The organism is Sphingobium sp. B8D3B (assembly GCF_025961875.1).
Lineage (GTDB): Bacteria > Pseudomonadota > Alphaproteobacteria > Sphingomonadales > Sphingomonadaceae > Sphingobium.
This window is the reverse complement of record NZ_JAOQON010000001.1, coordinates 2,467,205-2,483,923: the sequence shown is the minus strand read 5'-3', so window position 1 is coordinate 2,483,923 and position 16,719 is coordinate 2,467,205. Positions and strand designations below refer to the sequence as shown.

Below are 16,719 nucleotides of genomic sequence, written 5' to 3'. Positions count from 1 at the left end.
TCGCTGCCGCTCTGCGCGAGGTTTCGGCGGATGCACGGGTTCGCGCGCAAAAGTGTTGGGACACCCATAAGGCTCCCATGGCGGCCTACTGGAAAGCAAAAGCCGTCGACTTCCGTCATTTGGCGATCGTTGTCGGGGGTGCGGCATGATCCGCCTTCTCGCCCGATACGCCGGCACGCGGCCCGAGAGAATCCAGCGCGCCCTGTCGATCTTCCGCGATGATGATGACGGGCTCGCCTGCGCCATCATGCTTGGCTTGGCGCTCGTCTCCAGCGCGCTCACGATCGTCATGCTGGGATTGCAGGCGCCATGATCCGCCCATCGTCTCCGATCAAGCGGCTGTTCTGCGCCATGCTCAACGAGCGCGGCCTTCTGCGCGGGCGCTTCGTCGTCCTCTTCCTCTTCGGCGCGGCCCTTGCCGGCTGTGTACTTGGGCGCTTCGCGGCATGAGCCAGAACCGATCAGCGGCAGCAAATGCGCGCATTATGCAGGGCGATTGCACGCAAGTGCTCCGCTCTCTGGCGCGCAATGGGTTGCTGGTCGATTCCGTCGTGACCGATCCCCCTTATCACCTCGCAAGCATCGTCGCTCGCTTGGGCTCGATCGATGCTGCGCCGATCCAGTCCGGCGCCACCGGCGTTTATGCGCGCGGCAGCGCGGGCTTCATGGGGCAGGAGTGGGACGGAGGCGACATCGCGTTCCGCGTCGACACATGGCGCCGCGTGTTCGACGTGATGAAGCCCGGCGCGCACCTGATCGCCTTCGCTGCGACCAAGGGCTATCATCGCATGGTCTGCGCGATCGAAGATGCCGGTTTCGAGATCCGGGACATGGTGCCCTGGCTTTACGGGACGGGGTTTCCCAAGTCGCACAATCAGGATGGTGAGTGGGAAGGCTGGGGAACCGGTCTCAAGCCTGCGATCGAGCCGGTAGTGTTGGCGCAGAAGCCGATCAGCGAGCGCAGCATCGAGGCGAACCTCGCGCGCTGGGGTGTCGGAGCCCTGCATATCGACGCTTGCCGGGTACATTCCGACGATGCGCAGGGGGGCAGCTACACGGTCAAGCGCTTCGCGCCGGGCGCTGATGTCAACCGAACCGGTGCATGGAAGCAAGACCAGAGCTTCACGGGCTCCATGAAACCCGGCCGCTGGCCGGCCAATCTCTGCCACGACGGCAGCGATGAAGTCCTCGCAGCATTCGAGGCCTACGGCGAGCGAGGGGCGCTTGCTCCCGTTCACACAAGGAACGCCGACAAGTTTCGCAGCGTCTATCACGGCTCGTTCGCGGGCAACGTCGACGAAGAAGGTTCGACCTTTCGAGGAGATAGCGGATCAGCCGCCCGGTTCTTCTATTCGAGCAAGGCAACGCAGGGCGAGCGCATCTTCGAGTGTCGTGAATGCGGCGCACATCAGATCGGAAAGCCAGACTGCGGGCATACCGATTTCCGGACTCACCCGACGGTCAAACCCATCTCGCTCATTCGCTGGTATGTCGAGATGGTCACCCCGCCCGGCGGGCTAGTTCTCGATCCCTTTGCGGGCACCGGCACCACTGCCGCCGCCGCCCGCGATGCAGGTTTCAAGTCCCTCATGATCGAGGCGGACGGCAACCATGCCCGCGACATCGCTGTGCGACTCGGCCTCCCGCTTGAGGAGCTAATCGTTTCCGAGGTGCAGGCCAGACCGGTGAATAACGGCGCCCAGGCTGACCTCTTCGCTCCAGGTCGAAGCGCATGACGGCGCCCCTCTGGTTCAAGAACACTGGCCAGCCGCCGATTTTCTACCCGCTGGAGCCGGACGACCCGTGCCCGCCGCATCAGATCCACATGGATGAGGCGCCAACAGCGCGCGTCATGGTCAGGCTGCGCAACGGCCGCCAGCCCGCCGCGAGCTGGCCGGTCATCGGGCGCCCGCTCCCCACGCGCTGGACCCTGACGCGCGACCCTTTCGACATCACACATTGGAGGCGACCTTGAGGCAGCTTTTTATCGACGGCTTCGCGGGCGGCGGCGGCGCGAGCACGGGCATTGCGCAAGCCATCGGTCGCAATGTGGACATCGCGATCAATCACAGCCCCAGCGCGATCGCGATCCATAAGGCCAACCATCCTGACACCGAGCACCATTGTCAGGACATCCGCGCGGTGTGGCCGAAGGCCGTCACCCGGCTCCAGCCGGTCGCTGGCGCGTGGTTCTCGCCGGACTGCAAGGAATACAGCAAGGCGAAGGGCGGGCCGGTGAAGGATCGCCACATTCGCGCGCTGTCCAATGAGGTCACCAACTGGCTGCGCGAGGTGCGGCCAGCCGTCTTCTATCTCGAAAATGTCGAGGAATACGAGTACGCCGCGCCGCTGGACGACAACGGCGTGCCCATCAAAGGGCTTGAGGGCTTCGCGTTCAAGAAGCTCCTGCGCACCTGGCGCAGCATGGGCTACCGCGTCGAGTACAAGAAGCTGCGGGCCTGCGACTATGGCGCGCCCACCAGCCGCCGGCGGCTCTACGTCATCGGGCGCTGCGACAAGCGCCCGATCGTGTGGCCCAAGGCGACGCACGCGCCTGCCAATGACAATCGCGTTCTCAGCGGCGACCTGCTGCCATATCGCACCGCTGCCGAATGCATCGACTGGTCGATTCCGTGCCCGTCGATCTTCGAGCGCGCCCGCCCGCTCAAGGATGCGACCATGCGCCGGATCGCCCACGGCGTCATGCGCTATGTGGTCAACGCCGGGCGGCCCTTCATCGTGCCGGTCACGCATAGTGGCGACGTTCGCACCCATGACACGGCCGAGCCGCTGCGCACGATCACAACGGCGAACGGCGGCGAGTTCGCGCTGTCCGATGTGAAGCTTGCGCCACACATCACCAAGTTTCACTCCAACAGCGTCGGCTCGCCGATGGAAAAGGAAATGCCGACGGTCACGGCCAACGGCCAGCCGAAGCGCCCGGCCGGCGCGATGCCGCTGGGCATGGTCGGCGCGACGCTAGTTCGGACTGGCCACGGCGATGTCGACAAGTCCGGCAAGCGGCGCGGGAAAGGGTTCCATGATCTGCGTGAGGTCGCGCCGACGGTCACCTCAAGCCGCGATGAGGCTATCGCCGTCGCTCATCTTGAGAAGTTCAATGCGGATATGCGGCCCAAGTCGGCGACCGATCCGCTTGATTGTGTCCTGGCTGGATCAGCGCGTCACGCCAATGTCACCACGTTCCTCTCCCGCTTCTATGGCAGCGACAAGACGAACGGGGGCGGCGACCCCAAGGGCCAGATCGGCACGGTTCGCGCGGGCGGGCAACATCACGGCGTTGTCTGCGCCCACATTGAGCAGGCAAATACGGGGGGGATGCTCGGGCGCCCGGCCAATCAACCGCTCACGACCATCACTACGCGCGGCACTCAGCAACGCATCGTTGAGACCACGATGATCGAGGAGGGCGCGCTGCCGCCCGAGATGATGGAGCGCGCGGTGCAGGTCGCAGCCTTCCTCGTCAAATTCTACGGCACCGGCGGCGATAACGAGGTGGCCCAGAGCCAGGCCGTCGATCGCCCGCTCGACACGGTCACGACCAAGGCCCGCTTCGCCGTCGTCACGGTCACAATCGACGCGGTCACCTATGTCATTGTCGACATAGGCCTGCGCATGCTCAAGCCGCGCGAACTGGCCCGGGCGCAGGGCTTCCCCGACGACTATGTCCTCGATCCGATCGTCTCCAAGCTGGTGCGCGGCAAATGGGTCGAGAAGCCGCTCACCATTGCTGAGCAGATCAGCGCCATCGGGAACAGCGTTTGCCCGCCCGTTGCCCGCGCGCTCGTCGGGGCGAACCAGCCGGAACTCGCAGAGATAAGGATGGCGGCATGAGCAAGCACTTTGGACACACCTCCGCGCACACCGTGCATATTGATTGTTGGCTGACCATCGATCCGGGCAGCGGCAAAGATTGGAATCGGCGGCCGTCAATCAAGGTCACTGCGGGCGAGCCGGCGCTGCTGCGCGGGCAGCGGGCGATCAACCTCAAGATGGATTTGCCGCTGGCGCTGTTCGAGACGCCGGCCATCGTCGCGCGAATCGGCATCGAGGCCCCAGCCGCGCCGATCACGATCGATCACGCCGCCGTCGCGGAGGCACTAAAGGTCGCAATCGGCGCCGATATAGATCTTCGCATTGTTCCGCACGGACGTGAAGAATGAGGTGCGGAGAGTGCCCGGCCTGCCGCAGCGACATGGCTGATCTCGTGCCCTGCATGAGGGAACACGATCTGCTCGCCGCCGCGCAGCAAGATGCCGATCGGCAAACGCGTCGCGAACGGTGGTCGCAGATCACGGCAGCCATGGCGCCCACTTTCGAACTGATAAACAAAATGCTGACGAGGCCCTGATGAGCGCGCACGATTTCACACAGATGAGGACCGCCATGGCGACCGCCCCTGACCGCCTGCTGCGCATTGCCGAGGTTGAAGAGATCGTCGGTATCAAGCGCGCGATGATCTATCGGCTGATCCAGCGCGGCACGTTCCCGCAGCAGTATAAGCCTGGCGGTTATGCCAGCCGCTGGAGCGAGAATGAGGTGACGGCGTGGCGGGAGCAGCAGCGCCAGTAGGCGCCGGCGCGCTCGTCAGAAGCGTCGCCCTGGCCCATTCGCCGCATATCGGATCGGCTGGCCGAGGTGGACCGTCGGCGGCCACATGTCCGCGGTCAGAATGTCCGCCCACTCCTGCGCGAGTTCGCGCCGCCTCGGCATGTAGGACGCGCGATTGTAGCTCCCTTCCGATCCTGATGTGCCCTGGGGGATATGGGCAAGCATCAGGTCGATGACAGCGCGATCGTCGGGCATCTTCTGCAGCCGGGCGCGCTCATTCATGATCGTGGAAAAGGCGGCGCGGAAGCCGTGGGGCACCTGCTTTTGGTAATAGCCGGCGCGGATCAACAGCGCGCGCAGCGTGTTCTCGCTGATCGGCTTGTGCGGATGGCGCTCGCCGGGGAAGAGCAGGGGGAGGTCGCCCGACAGGCGGTGCAGGGCGATCAGGATTTCTACTGACTGGCTGGCCAGCGGCACGAGGTGGTCACCCTCGACCTCGGCCTTGCGGTCCTCATCGCCCTTCATGCGCAGGGCAGGGATGCGCCATAGAGGATCGCGGACGGCGCCCGTCGACCAGTCGATGCCCTCGAACTCGTGCCAGCCGGCAAACCGGATTTCGCCCGGCCGCGTCGCCGTCAGGGCCAGCAGCCGCAGCGCGAATTTCGTGATCGCGCGGCAGCGCTCTGCCTCGGCGTCGATGATGACCTGCCGAATCGCCGAGATACGAGCCTCAAGCGACCGCTGCCCGTCGACGATGGCCGGCTGCTTCTTGGCGCGGGGCTTGGGCGCCAGAGCCTTGCCCAGGCTGGCGGCTGGGTCGCTGTCGCAAAAGCCGGACGCGATGCCGAACACGAACACCGACGAGCATCGCGCGCGAATCCGGTGCGATGTCTCGATGGCGCCGCGCGTCTCGACGGCGGTCAGCAATGTCAGGATTTCGGGGGCCGTGATCGTATTGATGGGGCGGTCGCCCAGCCGGGGGAAGATATTCTCCTCAAGGCTCTCGATCACGTCTTTCGCGTGGACCTTGGACCAGCGCGGGACTTGCTTGCCGTGCCATGAGCGGGCGACGGCCTCGAAGGTGTTGACCGCCTCAAGCGCGGCCTGCGCCTCGACCCTCTTTCGCTGCACGGCCGGATCGCGGCCAGCCGCCAGATCGGCCTTGGCCGCGTCGCGCAGCTCGCGCGCTTTCACCAGCGAGACGACCGGATAGGAGCCGAAGCTCAGCGTCTTTTGCGCCGGCTTGCCCTTGGCGTTCGAGCCGAAGGTGTAATTCATGCGCCAGTGCTTCCCACCGACGGCGCTGACGTGGAGATAGAGCTGTTGCGCGTCGGCGAGCTTGTAGGGCTTGCCCGTCGCCTTAGCCGCCCGGATCTTCGCATCGTTGAGCATCTTGCCCGATACCATGTTGGGCACGGTCCAATACCATGCCTTCTACCATGTCGACCATGCGACGCCTGTAGACGACCATGGAGAACAATGCAGATACGATGGCCCAAAAACCCGCAGAAAATCAAGGGGTGGTAGACGGTGAGAGATGACTATGCATGGTATAATGGCGGAGACGGAGGGATTCGAACCCTCGGTAGCCCCTTAAGGCTACGACGGTTTAGCAAACCGCTGGTTTCAGCCACTCACCCACGTCTCCGCGCTCACCGGGGGAAGTGGCGTCCCGTACCGGCTGAGAGCGGCCTATAAACAGGCTGTTCGTGCATGGCAACGCCCGGCGTCGCCTGTTTCTAGAAAGGCTGCAATTTATCGCGCCAACAAGCTCTGGTAGGCAGGCGTGACGGGGATCGCAAAATGATGCGACTCGACGCAGTGCCCGGTGGCGGTCTCGTGGCAATCGGACGCGAATCAACGCGGAACACGCGCCGCCGTTCCACCATCATTCATCGACTCGTCGTGTCCACTTTTCGACTCATCGCAGGGCTTGGCGCCGCGATTCGCTTGCGATGGGTCGCTCTGGTAGCCGCCGTGGCACTTCAAACGATATAGAACAGAGCAATCCTTGTCCGCTGACAAAACCAATTCCGGGGGTGTGATCGCACGTCTGCTGTCTCTCGCGCCCGAGCGGGAGATTTTTCTCCGCACCGGCGGACGCGTGCGCTTCATCCGTATCTCCACGCGCTTCCAGATCGTCGCCGCCAGCGCGCTGGCGGTGCTGGCTTTGCTCTGGGCCATCGGCACATTCGCGATCCTGTGGAATCAGGCCAGCCTGCTCCTTGAGCGCGGCCATGTCGCGCGGGATCGGGCCGAGGTTCTCTCCCAGCAGGCCAAGGTGAAGGCCTATCGCGAGTCGGTGAACGATATCGCTCAGGATATCGAGCAGCGGCAGAAGGCCCTCGATGAACTGCTGCGCTCCAGCCTCGGCACGGGGATCGAAGAGGGCGGCGCAGGTGCGCCCGCTGACGGTCCGGAGGTCAGCAAGCCGCTGAGCGCGGCGTCCCCCGAGGCCTCGCGGTTGGAGGCGCTACGGCGTCATCAGGAAGTGCTCGAGACGCGCCTGGCTGGCGCGGTCGAACATCGCCTCGCGGCGGTCGAAAAGGCGATCCGCAGTTTCGGTCTCGATCCGGCCCGCATGGCGGTGCGCGAGCGGGGGCAGGGCGGTCCGTTCATTCCCGTCGCATCGATTGTCGCCGACCAGCCGGAGCTGCGAGATATCGCGCTGCTGCTGACCCGTCTCAACACCATGGAAGCCGCGCTGGCGGCGATCCCCTCCGGCAAGCCGACGGCGGCGCCGATGACCACCAGTTCCTATGGCTATCGGCGTGACCCCTTCAACGGCAGCCTCGCGTTCCACGGCGGCATCGATTTCCGGGGACGCATGGGCCAGCCCATCCTCGCCGCCGCGCCCGGCACGGTGACGTTCGTCGGCACCAAGCATGGCTATGGCAATGTCGTGGAAGTCGACCATGGCAAGGGTCTCTCGACGCTCTATGCGCACCTCTCCGGCTTCAATGCCAAGCCGGGCCAGAAGGTCGCGCGCGGCACCCAGATCGCGCGCATGGGATCCACGGGCCGCTCGACCGGCACGCATTTGCATTTCGAAGTCCATGTCCATGGCGCGGCCGTCAATCCGCGTCCCTTTCTGGAGGCACGCAGGGATGTTCTCGAAGTCCAGCAAACGGCCAAGCGGCGCGTCGCCGACAGTGGCAACCGGGGCTAAGCACACGCCGTTCTCGATCCTCGGCAGCGATGTCAGGATCACGGGCAATCTGGAAGCCAGCGTGGATCTGCATATCGATGGAACGATCGAGGGCGACATTGCGTGCGCGGCGCTGGTGCAGGGCGCCGAAAGCCGCATCGCCGGCCATGTGAAGGCCAAGAGTGCCCGGATCGGCGGCCTGATCGAGGGATCGATCACGGCAGAGGAGCTGGTGGTGGAGGCGACTGCCCGGATCACCGGTGATGTGAGCTATGAGCGCATCACCATCGCCACCGGCGGCCAGATCGACGGGCGCATGACGCATAGCGGCCAGCCGACCGAACTCAAGCTGATCAAGAGCGATGTCGGGTAAGTGAGCAGGAGGCCGGGGCTAACTCCTCCGATCAGCGCTCGCGTGTGGCGCTGAAGCTGATGTCCGGGTTGCGCTCGGCCTGATAGCCCACATCCCATGCCGATCTGGCGAGGAAGACGGGGTTCTCGTCGCGGTCCTTGGCCATGCTCGTCCGATTGATGCTGGCGAAGTCTTCCAGCTTCTTGGTCTCGCCGGTCAGCCAGCGGGCCGTGTCGAACGGCGCCGGTTCCAGCACCGCGCCGACCTTATATTCCGCCTCCAGCCGGCTGATCAGCACATCGAGCTGCAGCTGGCCGACGACGCCGATGATCCATTGGCTGCCGATCTCCGGGTAGAAGACCTGGATGACGCCCTCTTCGGAGAGATCGTCCAGCGCCTTGCGCAACTGCTTGGTCTTGGTCGGGTCCTTGAGCGCGATGCGGCGCAGGATTTCCGGCGCGAAATTGGGCAGGCCGGTAAAGCGCACATCCGCCTTTTCGCTCAGCGTGTCGCCCACCCGCAGCGTGCCGTGATTAGGGATGCCGATGATGTCGCCGGGGAAGGCCTCGTCGGCAATCTCGCGGTCCTGCGCGAAGAACAGGATCGGCGAGTGGACGGCGATCGGCTTGCCGCTGCCCGAGGGCGTGAGCTTCATACCACGGCGAAATTTGCCCGAGCACAGGCGCATGAAGGCAATGCGGTCGCGGTGCTGCGGGTCCATATTGGCCTGCACCTTGAAGATGAAGCCGGTCACATCGCCGCGCTCGGGCTCGACCGGCGCGGGCTCGGCCGGCTGGGTGCGCGGCGGCGGGGCGTGGGCGGCGAGCGCATCGATCAACTCGCCGACACCAAAGCGCTTGAGGGCGGAGCCGAAATAGACCGGCGTCAGGTCGCCATGGCGATAGGCGGTCAGGTCGAACGCGGCATAACCAGCCTGCGCCAGTTCGGCCTCTTCCCGCAGGCGCGCGAGGCCTGCGGCGGAGAGCACGGTCGCGAGTTTCTCATCGTCCAGGCCGGTGAGCTGGGTGAAGCTGCCGTCGAACTCCTTGCTCGGCCCGACCGGCTGGTAGAGCCGGTTGGTGGCAAAATCGTAGATGCCCTCAAACTCGCCGCCCATGCCGACCGGCCAGCTCATCGGGCAGACATCTAGCGCGAGCGCGTCGGCCACTTCATCCAGCAGCGAGAAGTTGTCGCGGCCCTCGCGATCCACCTTGTTGACGAAGGTGATGATCGGCACGTTGCGCAGGCGGCAGACCTCGAAGAGCTTGCGCGTCTGCGGCTCGATGCCCTTGGCGGCGTCGATCACCATCACGGCGCTGTCGACGGCGGTCAGGGTGCGGTAGGTGTCTTCCGAGAAGTCCTCGTGCCCCGGCGTGTCGAGCAGGTTGAAAGTGATCACGCTGCCATCGGGCTGGGTGCGCTCGAAGGTCATGACCGAGCTGGTCACCGAGATGCCGCGCTGCTGCTCGATCTTCATCCAGTCCGAGCGCGCGCGACGATTGGCCCCGCGCGCCTTCACTTCGCCAGCAAGGTGAATGGCGCCGCCGGCGAGCAGGAGCTTTTCGGTGAGGGTCGTCTTGCCTGCGTCCGGGTGGGAGATGATCGCGAACGTGCGGCGGGAAGGGATCGTCATAGCAAGCGTCTTAATCCAGGGAGCGAGCGCGCCGGGCGTGGTCGGGCCGGCACAAATGTGGCGCTGCTATAGGGGCTGGGGCGGCGATCCTGCAAGGCGCGGTTTTGCACAGGGCGAGCGTGGCGTGGGGCACCGAAGGCGCGCGCTCTTCCTATCCGCGCGCGAGCGGGCTGCGATGGCGTTTCAAACCCAGCTTGCACCAAGGGGGTTGACGCGCTGCCGGTAATCGATTGTACTGAAAGCCGGTTGATAGACGTAAATCGGGACGCCCGCGTCGCCGATGACCGTAGCATTTCGGTAACACTCCACCATAAACTGGTCTGCGCGCGCATCGTGCGTTGGACATTGTCATGCATCTCTCTATGCAATCGATTGCTCGATTTTGTTTTTTGCAGGAGATGGATGATGAAGCGGCTTCACGCCGGTGTTGCGGTTTTGGCACTGATGGCTGTCATGGGTGCAGCGCCAGTTCGCGCACAGCAGACCACCACAAACAGTGTTGATACCGCGCCTGACGAAATCATCGTCACCGCTCAGAAGTCCGGTGTGCAGGCGCTGCAGGAAGTGCCGCTCGCCATCCAGGCGTTCAGCGGTGAAGACCTCAAGGAGCGCAACATCAACAATATCGCGGACCTCGCCACGGCGATTCCGGGTATTTCCGAGAGCCAGCGCCAGTCGGTCGCGTCGCGCTCGTTCAGCATCCGCGGCGCCGGCGCCGGCGCTGCCAATGGCGACTCGGCTATCGGCTATTATGTCGACGACGTGCCGTTCGTTGTCACCAACTTCGGCATTGCGCCGCCAATCCGCTTCCTCGACCTCGACCGCGTCGAGGTTCTGCGCGGTCCGCAGGGCACGCTCTATGGCCAGGGTTCGGCCGGCGGTGTGTTCATCTTCCACACCCGCGATCCTGACCTTACCGAGATCAAGTTCGCTGCCGAGGCGCAGGCCTCCCAGACGCGCGGGGCCGGTGGCCTCAACTATGGCGTTGCAGGCGTCGTCTCCGTCCCGATCATCAAGGATGTGCTTGCTGTCCGCGTCAGCGGTGGCCACTCCTATAATCCGGGTTGGGCGGACGAATATTATGGTGCGTTCGACGGCACGCCGGACCGCAAGGGCGTGAACGAGGTTCGCGACGACGACATTCGCGTGGTCGCGCTGTTCCGTCCGGTCGACAACCTCAATATCCGCGCGCAGTACTGGCATTTCCGTCCGCGCCAGCAGTTCCTGGGCGGTCTCGCCTCGACCCAGCCGCCTTATTACGCGAACACGGCGGCTCAGCCGAGCTTCGGCAATGGCGACTTCAAGCTTTACAGCCTGTCAGCCGGTCTGGACTTCGATACCTTCTCGATCTCCAGCGCTACCACTTATCTCAAGGGCAATTTCGGCATTTACGTGCCGATCGCGCCGGCGGGTGCCTTCTCGAGCCAGTTCTTCCCGGACATGTTCAGCCAGGAAGTGCGGATCAACTCCACGACCGACGGCCCGTTCCACTGGTTGCTCGGCGGCGCCTATCAGGACGGCAGCGGCCCGCAGGAAAACTATCTGCGCATTCCCGTTGCGGGCATCGACACCAATGCCGACAACAACACCATCACCAAGAACTGGGCGGTGTATGGCGAACTGGGTTACGACCTGTTCGACGGCAAGCTGCGTCCCCGGGTTGGCCTGCGCTATTATCATGACAAGCGCACGTTCGAAGACGCCAACACGACGAACACGAACAAGAAGAACGTGACGACCTGGCGCGTCAATCTCTCCTATGTGCCCAATGATGATCTGACGGTGTTCGCCACGGCGGCGACCGGCTTCCGTCCGGGCATCGTGCAGTCGCAGATCCAGGCGGACCTGCTTGCGGACGTCGGCATCCCTGCCGGCACCCAGACCCGTCCCGAAAGCTCGACCAACTATGAGGCCGGCATCAAGTGGCGCTCGCCCGATCGCACGCTCAACGTCGGGTTGAACTTCTACATCAACAAGCTCGAGGACATGCTGACGCCGACGCCGACGCTGGACGCGAACGTTTCCGGTTTCTCGAACTTCGGTGACGGCACCAGCAAGGGCGTTGATATCGAGATGCGCTGGCGGACGCCTCTGGACGGGCTGACGCTGAGCGCAGTCGCGAACATCAACCAGGGCAAGTATGACACGGTCGATCCCGCCGTGCAGGCGCGCCTGCCGTACCTGCGTCCCGGTACGCGGCTGGTCAACACGCTCGAGGAAAACGCCCGCGTGGATGCGACCTATGAGACATCGCTGGGCGGTGACCTCAACGGCCTGTTCAACGTCGCATGGACCTACAATGGCAACCGCCTCCAGACCAACGGCGAGTATGTGAAGGCCTATAGCGTATACAGCGCCAACATCGGCCTGCGGTACAAGGCCTATGATCTGACGCTGTTCGGCGAAAATCTCGGCGATTATGATGGTGCTGTGCTCACGCTCAACACCTCTAGCATCCGGGTGACGCCGCGCACGATCGGCCTGCGGTTGCGCGTCAACTATCAGTGATCCTGCCACGGGCGTGGTGACACGCCCGGCAGTCAGACGAAAGGGCGGGCGCGGCGAAGGCTGCGCCCGCCTTGTTTTTGGGGCTATCCGCCGGCGGAGATTGTGCCCCGAGGCGGGAACCAGATGGCAGGGATCGCAATTCTGCAGGCACCGCAGCTGTTGCGGTCGGAGACACGGTCATCATGAACAGGCTCATCCGCGCCGCCCTTCTCAGCGCTGTCCTTGCGGCAGCTCCCGCCCTTGCACAGAACGAGCCCGAGAAAGAGGACAAGACAGCGCAGAAAGCGGGCGAGATCGTGACGCAGCCCGCGCGGGACGTGGGCATCGAGAAAACGAAAATCCCCGAGGTGCTGGCCCGCGCTGTCGAGCAGCCTTATGCGCCGGCCGGCAAGGGTTGCCGCGCGGTGATCGACCAGATCGCCGAGCTGAATGCGGTGCTGGGCCCCGACTTCGACGCCAACAGCAAGGCCAATGAGAACAAGTTCGGCAACCTCGCGGCAGCCGGTGGCGCGGCGATCGTCAATTCGATCATTCCGTTCCGGGGCCTCGTTCGAGAAGTGAGCGGCGCGGCAGGCGCAGAGCGCCGCTTGCAGGCCGCCATCAACGGTGGCGTCGCGCGCCGGGGCTATCTGCGCGGGCTGGCGGTCAGCCGAGGCTGCAAGTTGCCCGTGCCGCCCGCGCCCGCTCCGGGCGAGGAGGAGAAGCGGAAAGCAGGCTGATCGCCCGCGCTTCCGCCGCTCCTCTGGTTCCTATCCGCGCGGGCCGTTATCCGCGCAGTCCCTTATCCGCGCAGCGTGGCGCCCTGCTTGGTCGCCGCCGCCACCACGCGGTCGGCGATGGCCTTCAGTTCTTCATCCGTGAAGCTCTTTTCACCGGGTTGCAGCGTCACTTCCACGGCGAGGCTCTTCTGCCCTTCCGGCACGCCTTGCCCGGCGAACAGATCGAACAGGCGCGCGTCGACGATGGCGTTTTTGTCCGCCCCTCGCACGGCGCGCACCAGTGCGTCGGCTTCCAGATCGGCTGGCACGAGGAAGGCGAAGTCGCGGGTAACGGCCTGCAAGGCCGGCGGCGCGTAGGCCGTGCGCATGAAGCTGCTCTTCTTGGGCAGGGGAATCGCATCGAGGTGGATTTCCGCCGCAACGACCGTGCCGTCGAGATCGAAGGCGCGGGCGAGGCGGGGGTGCAGCACGCCATAAGCGGCAAGCACATTTTTGGGGCCAAGGCGCAGCGTGCCGGACTGCCCGGGATGATAGGCATCGCCCGCCTCGCCCATCATCTGCAGGCGGCCCGCAGGCGCACCGGCGGCCGCCAGCAGCGCAATGACCTCCGCCTTGATGTCGAAGGCATCGAACGGGCGGGCCTTGCCGCCCTGCCAACCACGCGGGCTTTTTTCGCCGGCCATCAGGATGCCGAGGGTCAGCTTCTCGTCGCTGCTGCCATCATCGGCGCGGAAATAGCGCCGGCCGATCTCGAACAGGCGGATCGAGGATGCGCCACGATCGGCGTTGCGCCGCGCGGCGGAGAGCAGCCCGGCAAGCAGCGTCGGCCGCATCACCTTCATGTCTTCGCTGATCGGGTTGGCGAGCGTCCAGTCGCCGCCACCAAAGGGCGCGGCTTCACTTTCAGAAATGAACGACCAGTTGATCGCCTCGTTAAGGCCGCGAGCGGCAGCCGCGCGACGGGCGCGCCGTTCAATGAGCTGCAGCGGCGTCGCGGTCGGGCGGGCGACGCCCGGCGTGCGGGGCAGGGGCACGGACGGGACGTTGTCCAACCCTTCGATCCGCACGACTTCCTCGACGATGTCGGCGGTGCCGTGGATATCGCGGCGCCATGTCGGGATGGTGATCCGCCAGCTCGCGCCAGCCTCCACGGTGAAGCCGAGCGCCGCGAGGATCGCCTGCTGGCGCTCCGCGCTCACCGTCATACCGGCCAGCGCATCGACCATGTCGGGCCGATAGCCCTCGATGACGCGCGGCTCTGCCGGCGGAGTGCCGGCGCGCGTCGCCTCGGTGGGCGTGCCGCCGCACAAGGCGAGGACCAGCCGCGTCGCGATGTCCAGCCCCTCATCCAGGAACGCCGGGTCCACACCGCGCTCGAAGCGCTGGCGGGCATCGGAGGTGAGGCTGAGCGCCTGACCGGTCCGCGCGATGCTCTCGGGCGTGAAATAGGCGCATTCGATCAGCACATCGGTGGTGCTCTCCTGCGCGCCGCTATGCTCGCCACCCATGATGCCGCCGATATCGTGAACGGCGGAGGCGTCCGCGATCACCGTCATGCCCTCGGCCAGCGTATAGGTCTTGCCGTTGAGCGCCAGCACCTGCTCGCCGGCTTTCGCCTTGCGGGCGACGAGGCCGCCATCGAGGCGGGCCATGTCATAGACATGCAGCGGGCGGCCAAGGCCGATCATGACGAAGTTGGTGATGTCCACCAGCGCGCTGATCGGCTTCTGGCCGATGGCCTTGAGGCGCCGCTGCAGCCATTCCGGTGAGGCGCCGTTGCGCACGCCGCGCACGGCACGGGCATAGAAGGCCGGGCAGCCATCGGCATCGTCCGTCCGCACGTCCGGGCCTGCGCCCTGCGCGTCGATCGCTGGGAGCTGGCCGATGATGTCATCGAGCGGCCGCAGCGTGCCGAGGCCCTTGGCGGCGAGATCGCGCGCGATGCCGCGCACGCCCATGCAATCCTGCCGGTTGGGCGTGACCGAGACCTCGATGACCGGATCGTCAAGCTGCGCATAATCGGCAAAGCGCATGCCGATAGGCGCGTCCGCAGGCAGCTCGATGATGCCCTCATGATCTTCGCCCAGCTCCAGCTCGCGGGTGGAGCACATCATGCCGTTGGATTCAACGCCACGAATGGCCGCGACCCGCAGCACCATGCCATTGGCCGGCACCGTGGCGCCGGGCAGGCCGAACACGCCGACCAGACCGGCGCGGGCATTGGGGGCGCCGCAGACGACCTGCAGCGCGCCGTCGCCGGCATCGACGCTCAGCACCTGCAGCTTGTCGGCCTGCGGATGCGGCGCGGCTGTGAGAACCTTTGCGACGCGGAAGCCATCCAGCTTCTCGGCGGGGTTTTCGACGCCCTCGACTTCAAGGCCGATATCGTTGAGCGCGCGCAGGATTTCCTCCAGCGAGGCGCTGGTGTCGAGATGGTCCTTGAGCCAGGAGAGGGTGAACTTCATGCGCGGGCTCCGGGATTGCCGGTAAGATCAAACCCGTGCTCCTGCGAAGGCAGGAGCCCAGGGCGGCGAAGGACGGCGGCTGCGCCCTGGGTTCCTGCTTTCGCAGGAACACGAACTCGCAAGAAATGGCTCATGCGCCCACTCCTCCGCTCAGTGTAGGCACATCCAGCGCGGAGAAGCCGTAATGGCGCAGCCAGCGCAGATCGCCGTCGAAGAAGGCGCGCAGGTCGTTCATGCCATATTTGAGCATGGCGAGCCGGTCGACGCCGGTGCCGAAGGCAAAGCCCTGCCACTCGGCGGGATCGAGCCCGCAATTGCGGATGACATTGGGGTGGACCATGCCGCTGCCGAGCACTTCCATCCAGCCGCCATTCTCGGCATCACCGCTGCCGCCGATGACGCGCTGGCCCTTCTCGATGGTGTAGCCCACGTCCACTTCCACCGAAGGCTCGGTGAAGGGGAAGTAGCTGGGGCGCAGGCGCAGGACGATGTCCTCACGCTCGAAGAACGCCTTGAGGAAGGTCTCCAGCGTCCATTTGAGGTGGCCGAGGTGGATGCCCTTGTCGATCACCAGACCTTCGATCTGGTGGAACATCGGCGTGTGCGTCGCGTCGCTGTCCGAGCGGTAGACGCGGCCGGGCGCGATGATGCGGATCGGCGGCGGCGTGCTCGTCATGGTGCGGATCTGCACCGGCGAGGTGTGGGTGCGGAGCAACATCGCGGCCGGATTGCCGTCTCCGCCGGTCGCGCGCGCATTGTCGCCGAAATAGAAGGTATCGTGCATAGCGCGGGCCGGGTGCGTCTCGGGGATGTTGAGCGCGGTAAAGTTGCGCCAGTCATCCTCGATCTCCGGGCCGGTCGCGACGGCAAAGCCGAGATCTGCGAAGATCTCGGCCAGCTCGTCCATCACCTGGCTGACAGGGTGAATGCTGCCGGGCGGCGGCAGGTCCACCGGCAGCGTCATGTCCAGCGTCTCGGAGGCGAGGCGGGCATCGAGCGCCGCGGTTTCGAGCGCGGTCTTGCGGGCGGCTATAGCGCTCGTCACGCTTTCGCGCAGGTCGTGGATCGCGGGGCCTTGCTGCTGGCGCTCTTCCGGACTCATCCGCCCCAATGTCTTGAGCCGGGCGGTGATGGCGCCGCTCTTGCCCAGCGCGCTGACGCGCAGCGCTTCCACGGCATCGAGGGTGTCGGCGGCGGCGATGTCGGCGATGAGGCCGTCCTTGAGGGATGTGACGTCGGTCATGGCCGCGTCCGCTAGCCTAATTCACCGCAAACGAAAAGGGCGCCGGCACGCCGACGCCCTTTCCTTTGATGGTTGCGACCCG

The 16,719-nt window shown here is 65.2% G+C and carries 15 protein-coding genes and 1 tRNA gene; 11 read left to right on the top strand and 5 right to left on the bottom strand.

Translation table 11 applies throughout. The features are described from left to right. Positions 1–145 precede the first annotated feature (145 nt). From M2343_RS11480 to M2343_RS11450, 7 genes are all read left to right on the top strand, one after another. Complete coding sequence (locus M2343_RS11480) at positions 146–313, top strand: hypothetical protein (RefSeq protein ID WP_264576753.1); 168 nt, start codon at positions 146–148, stop codon at positions 311–313. Further along, the gene (locus M2343_RS11475) at positions 310–450 is read left to right on the top strand and encodes a hypothetical protein (RefSeq protein WP_264576752.1); all 141 of its coding nucleotides are present in this window, start codon (positions 310–312) and stop codon (positions 448–450) included. Before M2343_RS11480 ends, M2343_RS11475 begins: the two co-directional genes overlap by 4 nt. Then, a complete protein-coding gene (locus M2343_RS11470) occupies positions 447–1,736 on the top strand; it encodes a DNA methyltransferase (protein WP_319799407.1) in 1,290 nt (429 codons plus the stop codon). Before M2343_RS11475 ends, M2343_RS11470 begins: the two co-directional genes overlap by 4 nt. Continuing rightward, complete coding sequence (locus M2343_RS11465; protein ID WP_264576750.1) at positions 1,733–1,975, top strand: hypothetical protein; 243 nt, start codon at positions 1,733–1,735, stop codon at positions 1,973–1,975. The genes M2343_RS11470 and M2343_RS11465 overlap by 4 nt, the downstream gene beginning before the upstream one ends. Then, positions 1,972–3,852 carry a DNA cytosine methyltransferase gene (locus tag M2343_RS11460; RefSeq protein WP_264576749.1) on the top strand — a complete coding sequence of 627 codons (1,881 nt, stop codon included), beginning with the start codon at positions 1,972–1,974 and terminating at the stop codon, positions 3,850–3,852. The genes M2343_RS11465 and M2343_RS11460 overlap by 4 nt, the downstream gene beginning before the upstream one ends. Further along, positions 3,849–4,181 (top strand): hypothetical protein, encoded by a 333-nt coding sequence (locus M2343_RS11455; protein ID WP_264576748.1) that lies wholly within the window; start codon positions 3,849–3,851, stop codon positions 4,179–4,181. Before M2343_RS11460 ends, M2343_RS11455 begins: the two co-directional genes overlap by 4 nt. A 223-nt stretch (positions 4,182–4,404) precedes the next feature. Next, positions 4,405–4,590, top strand: coding sequence for a helix-turn-helix transcriptional regulator (locus tag M2343_RS11450; RefSeq protein WP_264576746.1), 186 nt, complete (start codon positions 4,405–4,407; stop codon positions 4,588–4,590). A gap of 15 nt (positions 4,591–4,605) precedes the next feature. Here the strand turns inward: M2343_RS11450 and M2343_RS11445 are convergent, their stop codons facing one another. Continuing rightward, entirely contained in the window at positions 4,606–5,976 is a 1,371-nt protein-coding gene (locus M2343_RS11445; RefSeq protein WP_264577551.1) for a tyrosine-type recombinase/integrase, read from the bottom strand. Positions 5,977–6,125: 149 nt separating this feature from the next. Then, positions 6,126–6,217 (bottom strand) — tRNA-Ser (locus M2343_RS11440). A gap of 363 nt (positions 6,218–6,580) precedes the next feature. Here M2343_RS11440 and M2343_RS11435 point away from each other — a divergent pair. Continuing rightward, positions 6,581–7,738, top strand: a complete 1,158-nt coding sequence (locus tag M2343_RS11435) for a M23 family metallopeptidase (RefSeq protein WP_264574235.1) — start codon at positions 6,581–6,583, stop codon at positions 7,736–7,738. After that, a complete protein-coding gene (locus tag M2343_RS11430) occupies positions 7,677–8,090 on the top strand; it encodes a bactofilin family protein (RefSeq protein ID WP_264571390.1) in 414 nt (137 codons plus the stop codon). Before M2343_RS11435 ends, M2343_RS11430 begins: the two co-directional genes overlap by 62 nt. 31 nt (positions 8,091–8,121) lie before the next feature. Here the strand turns inward: M2343_RS11430 and M2343_RS11425 are convergent, their stop codons facing one another. Beyond that, positions 8,122–9,702 (bottom strand): peptide chain release factor 3, encoded by a 1,581-nt coding sequence (locus M2343_RS11425; protein WP_264576745.1) that lies wholly within the window; start codon positions 9,700–9,702, stop codon positions 8,122–8,124. A 405-nt stretch (positions 9,703–10,107) separates the two neighbouring features. Between M2343_RS11425 and M2343_RS11420 the strand changes: the two genes are divergently transcribed. Together M2343_RS11420 and M2343_RS11415 are read left to right on the top strand one after the other, a co-directional pair. After that, positions 10,108–12,210 carry a TonB-dependent receptor gene (locus M2343_RS11420; protein WP_264584062.1) on the top strand — a complete coding sequence of 701 codons (2,103 nt, stop codon included), beginning with the start codon at positions 10,108–10,110 and terminating at the stop codon, positions 12,208–12,210. Positions 12,211–12,392: 182 nt separating this feature from the next. Next, the gene (locus M2343_RS11415) at positions 12,393–12,929 is read left to right on the top strand and encodes a hypothetical protein (protein WP_264576743.1); all 537 of its coding nucleotides are present in this window, start codon (positions 12,393–12,395) and stop codon (positions 12,927–12,929) included. A gap of 62 nt (positions 12,930–12,991) precedes the next feature. Here the strand turns inward: M2343_RS11415 and pheT are convergent, their stop codons facing one another. Together pheT and pheS are read right to left on the bottom strand one after the other, a co-directional pair. Further along, a complete protein-coding gene (pheT, locus tag M2343_RS11410) occupies positions 12,992–15,394 on the bottom strand; it encodes a phenylalanine--tRNA ligase subunit beta (protein ID WP_264576742.1) in 2,403 nt (800 codons plus the stop codon). Between the two features lie 130 nt (positions 15,395–15,524). After that, positions 15,525–16,637 (bottom strand): phenylalanine--tRNA ligase subunit alpha, encoded by a 1,113-nt coding sequence (gene pheS / locus M2343_RS11405; protein ID WP_264576741.1) that lies wholly within the window; start codon positions 16,635–16,637, stop codon positions 15,525–15,527. Positions 16,638–16,719: the final 82 nt, after the last annotated feature.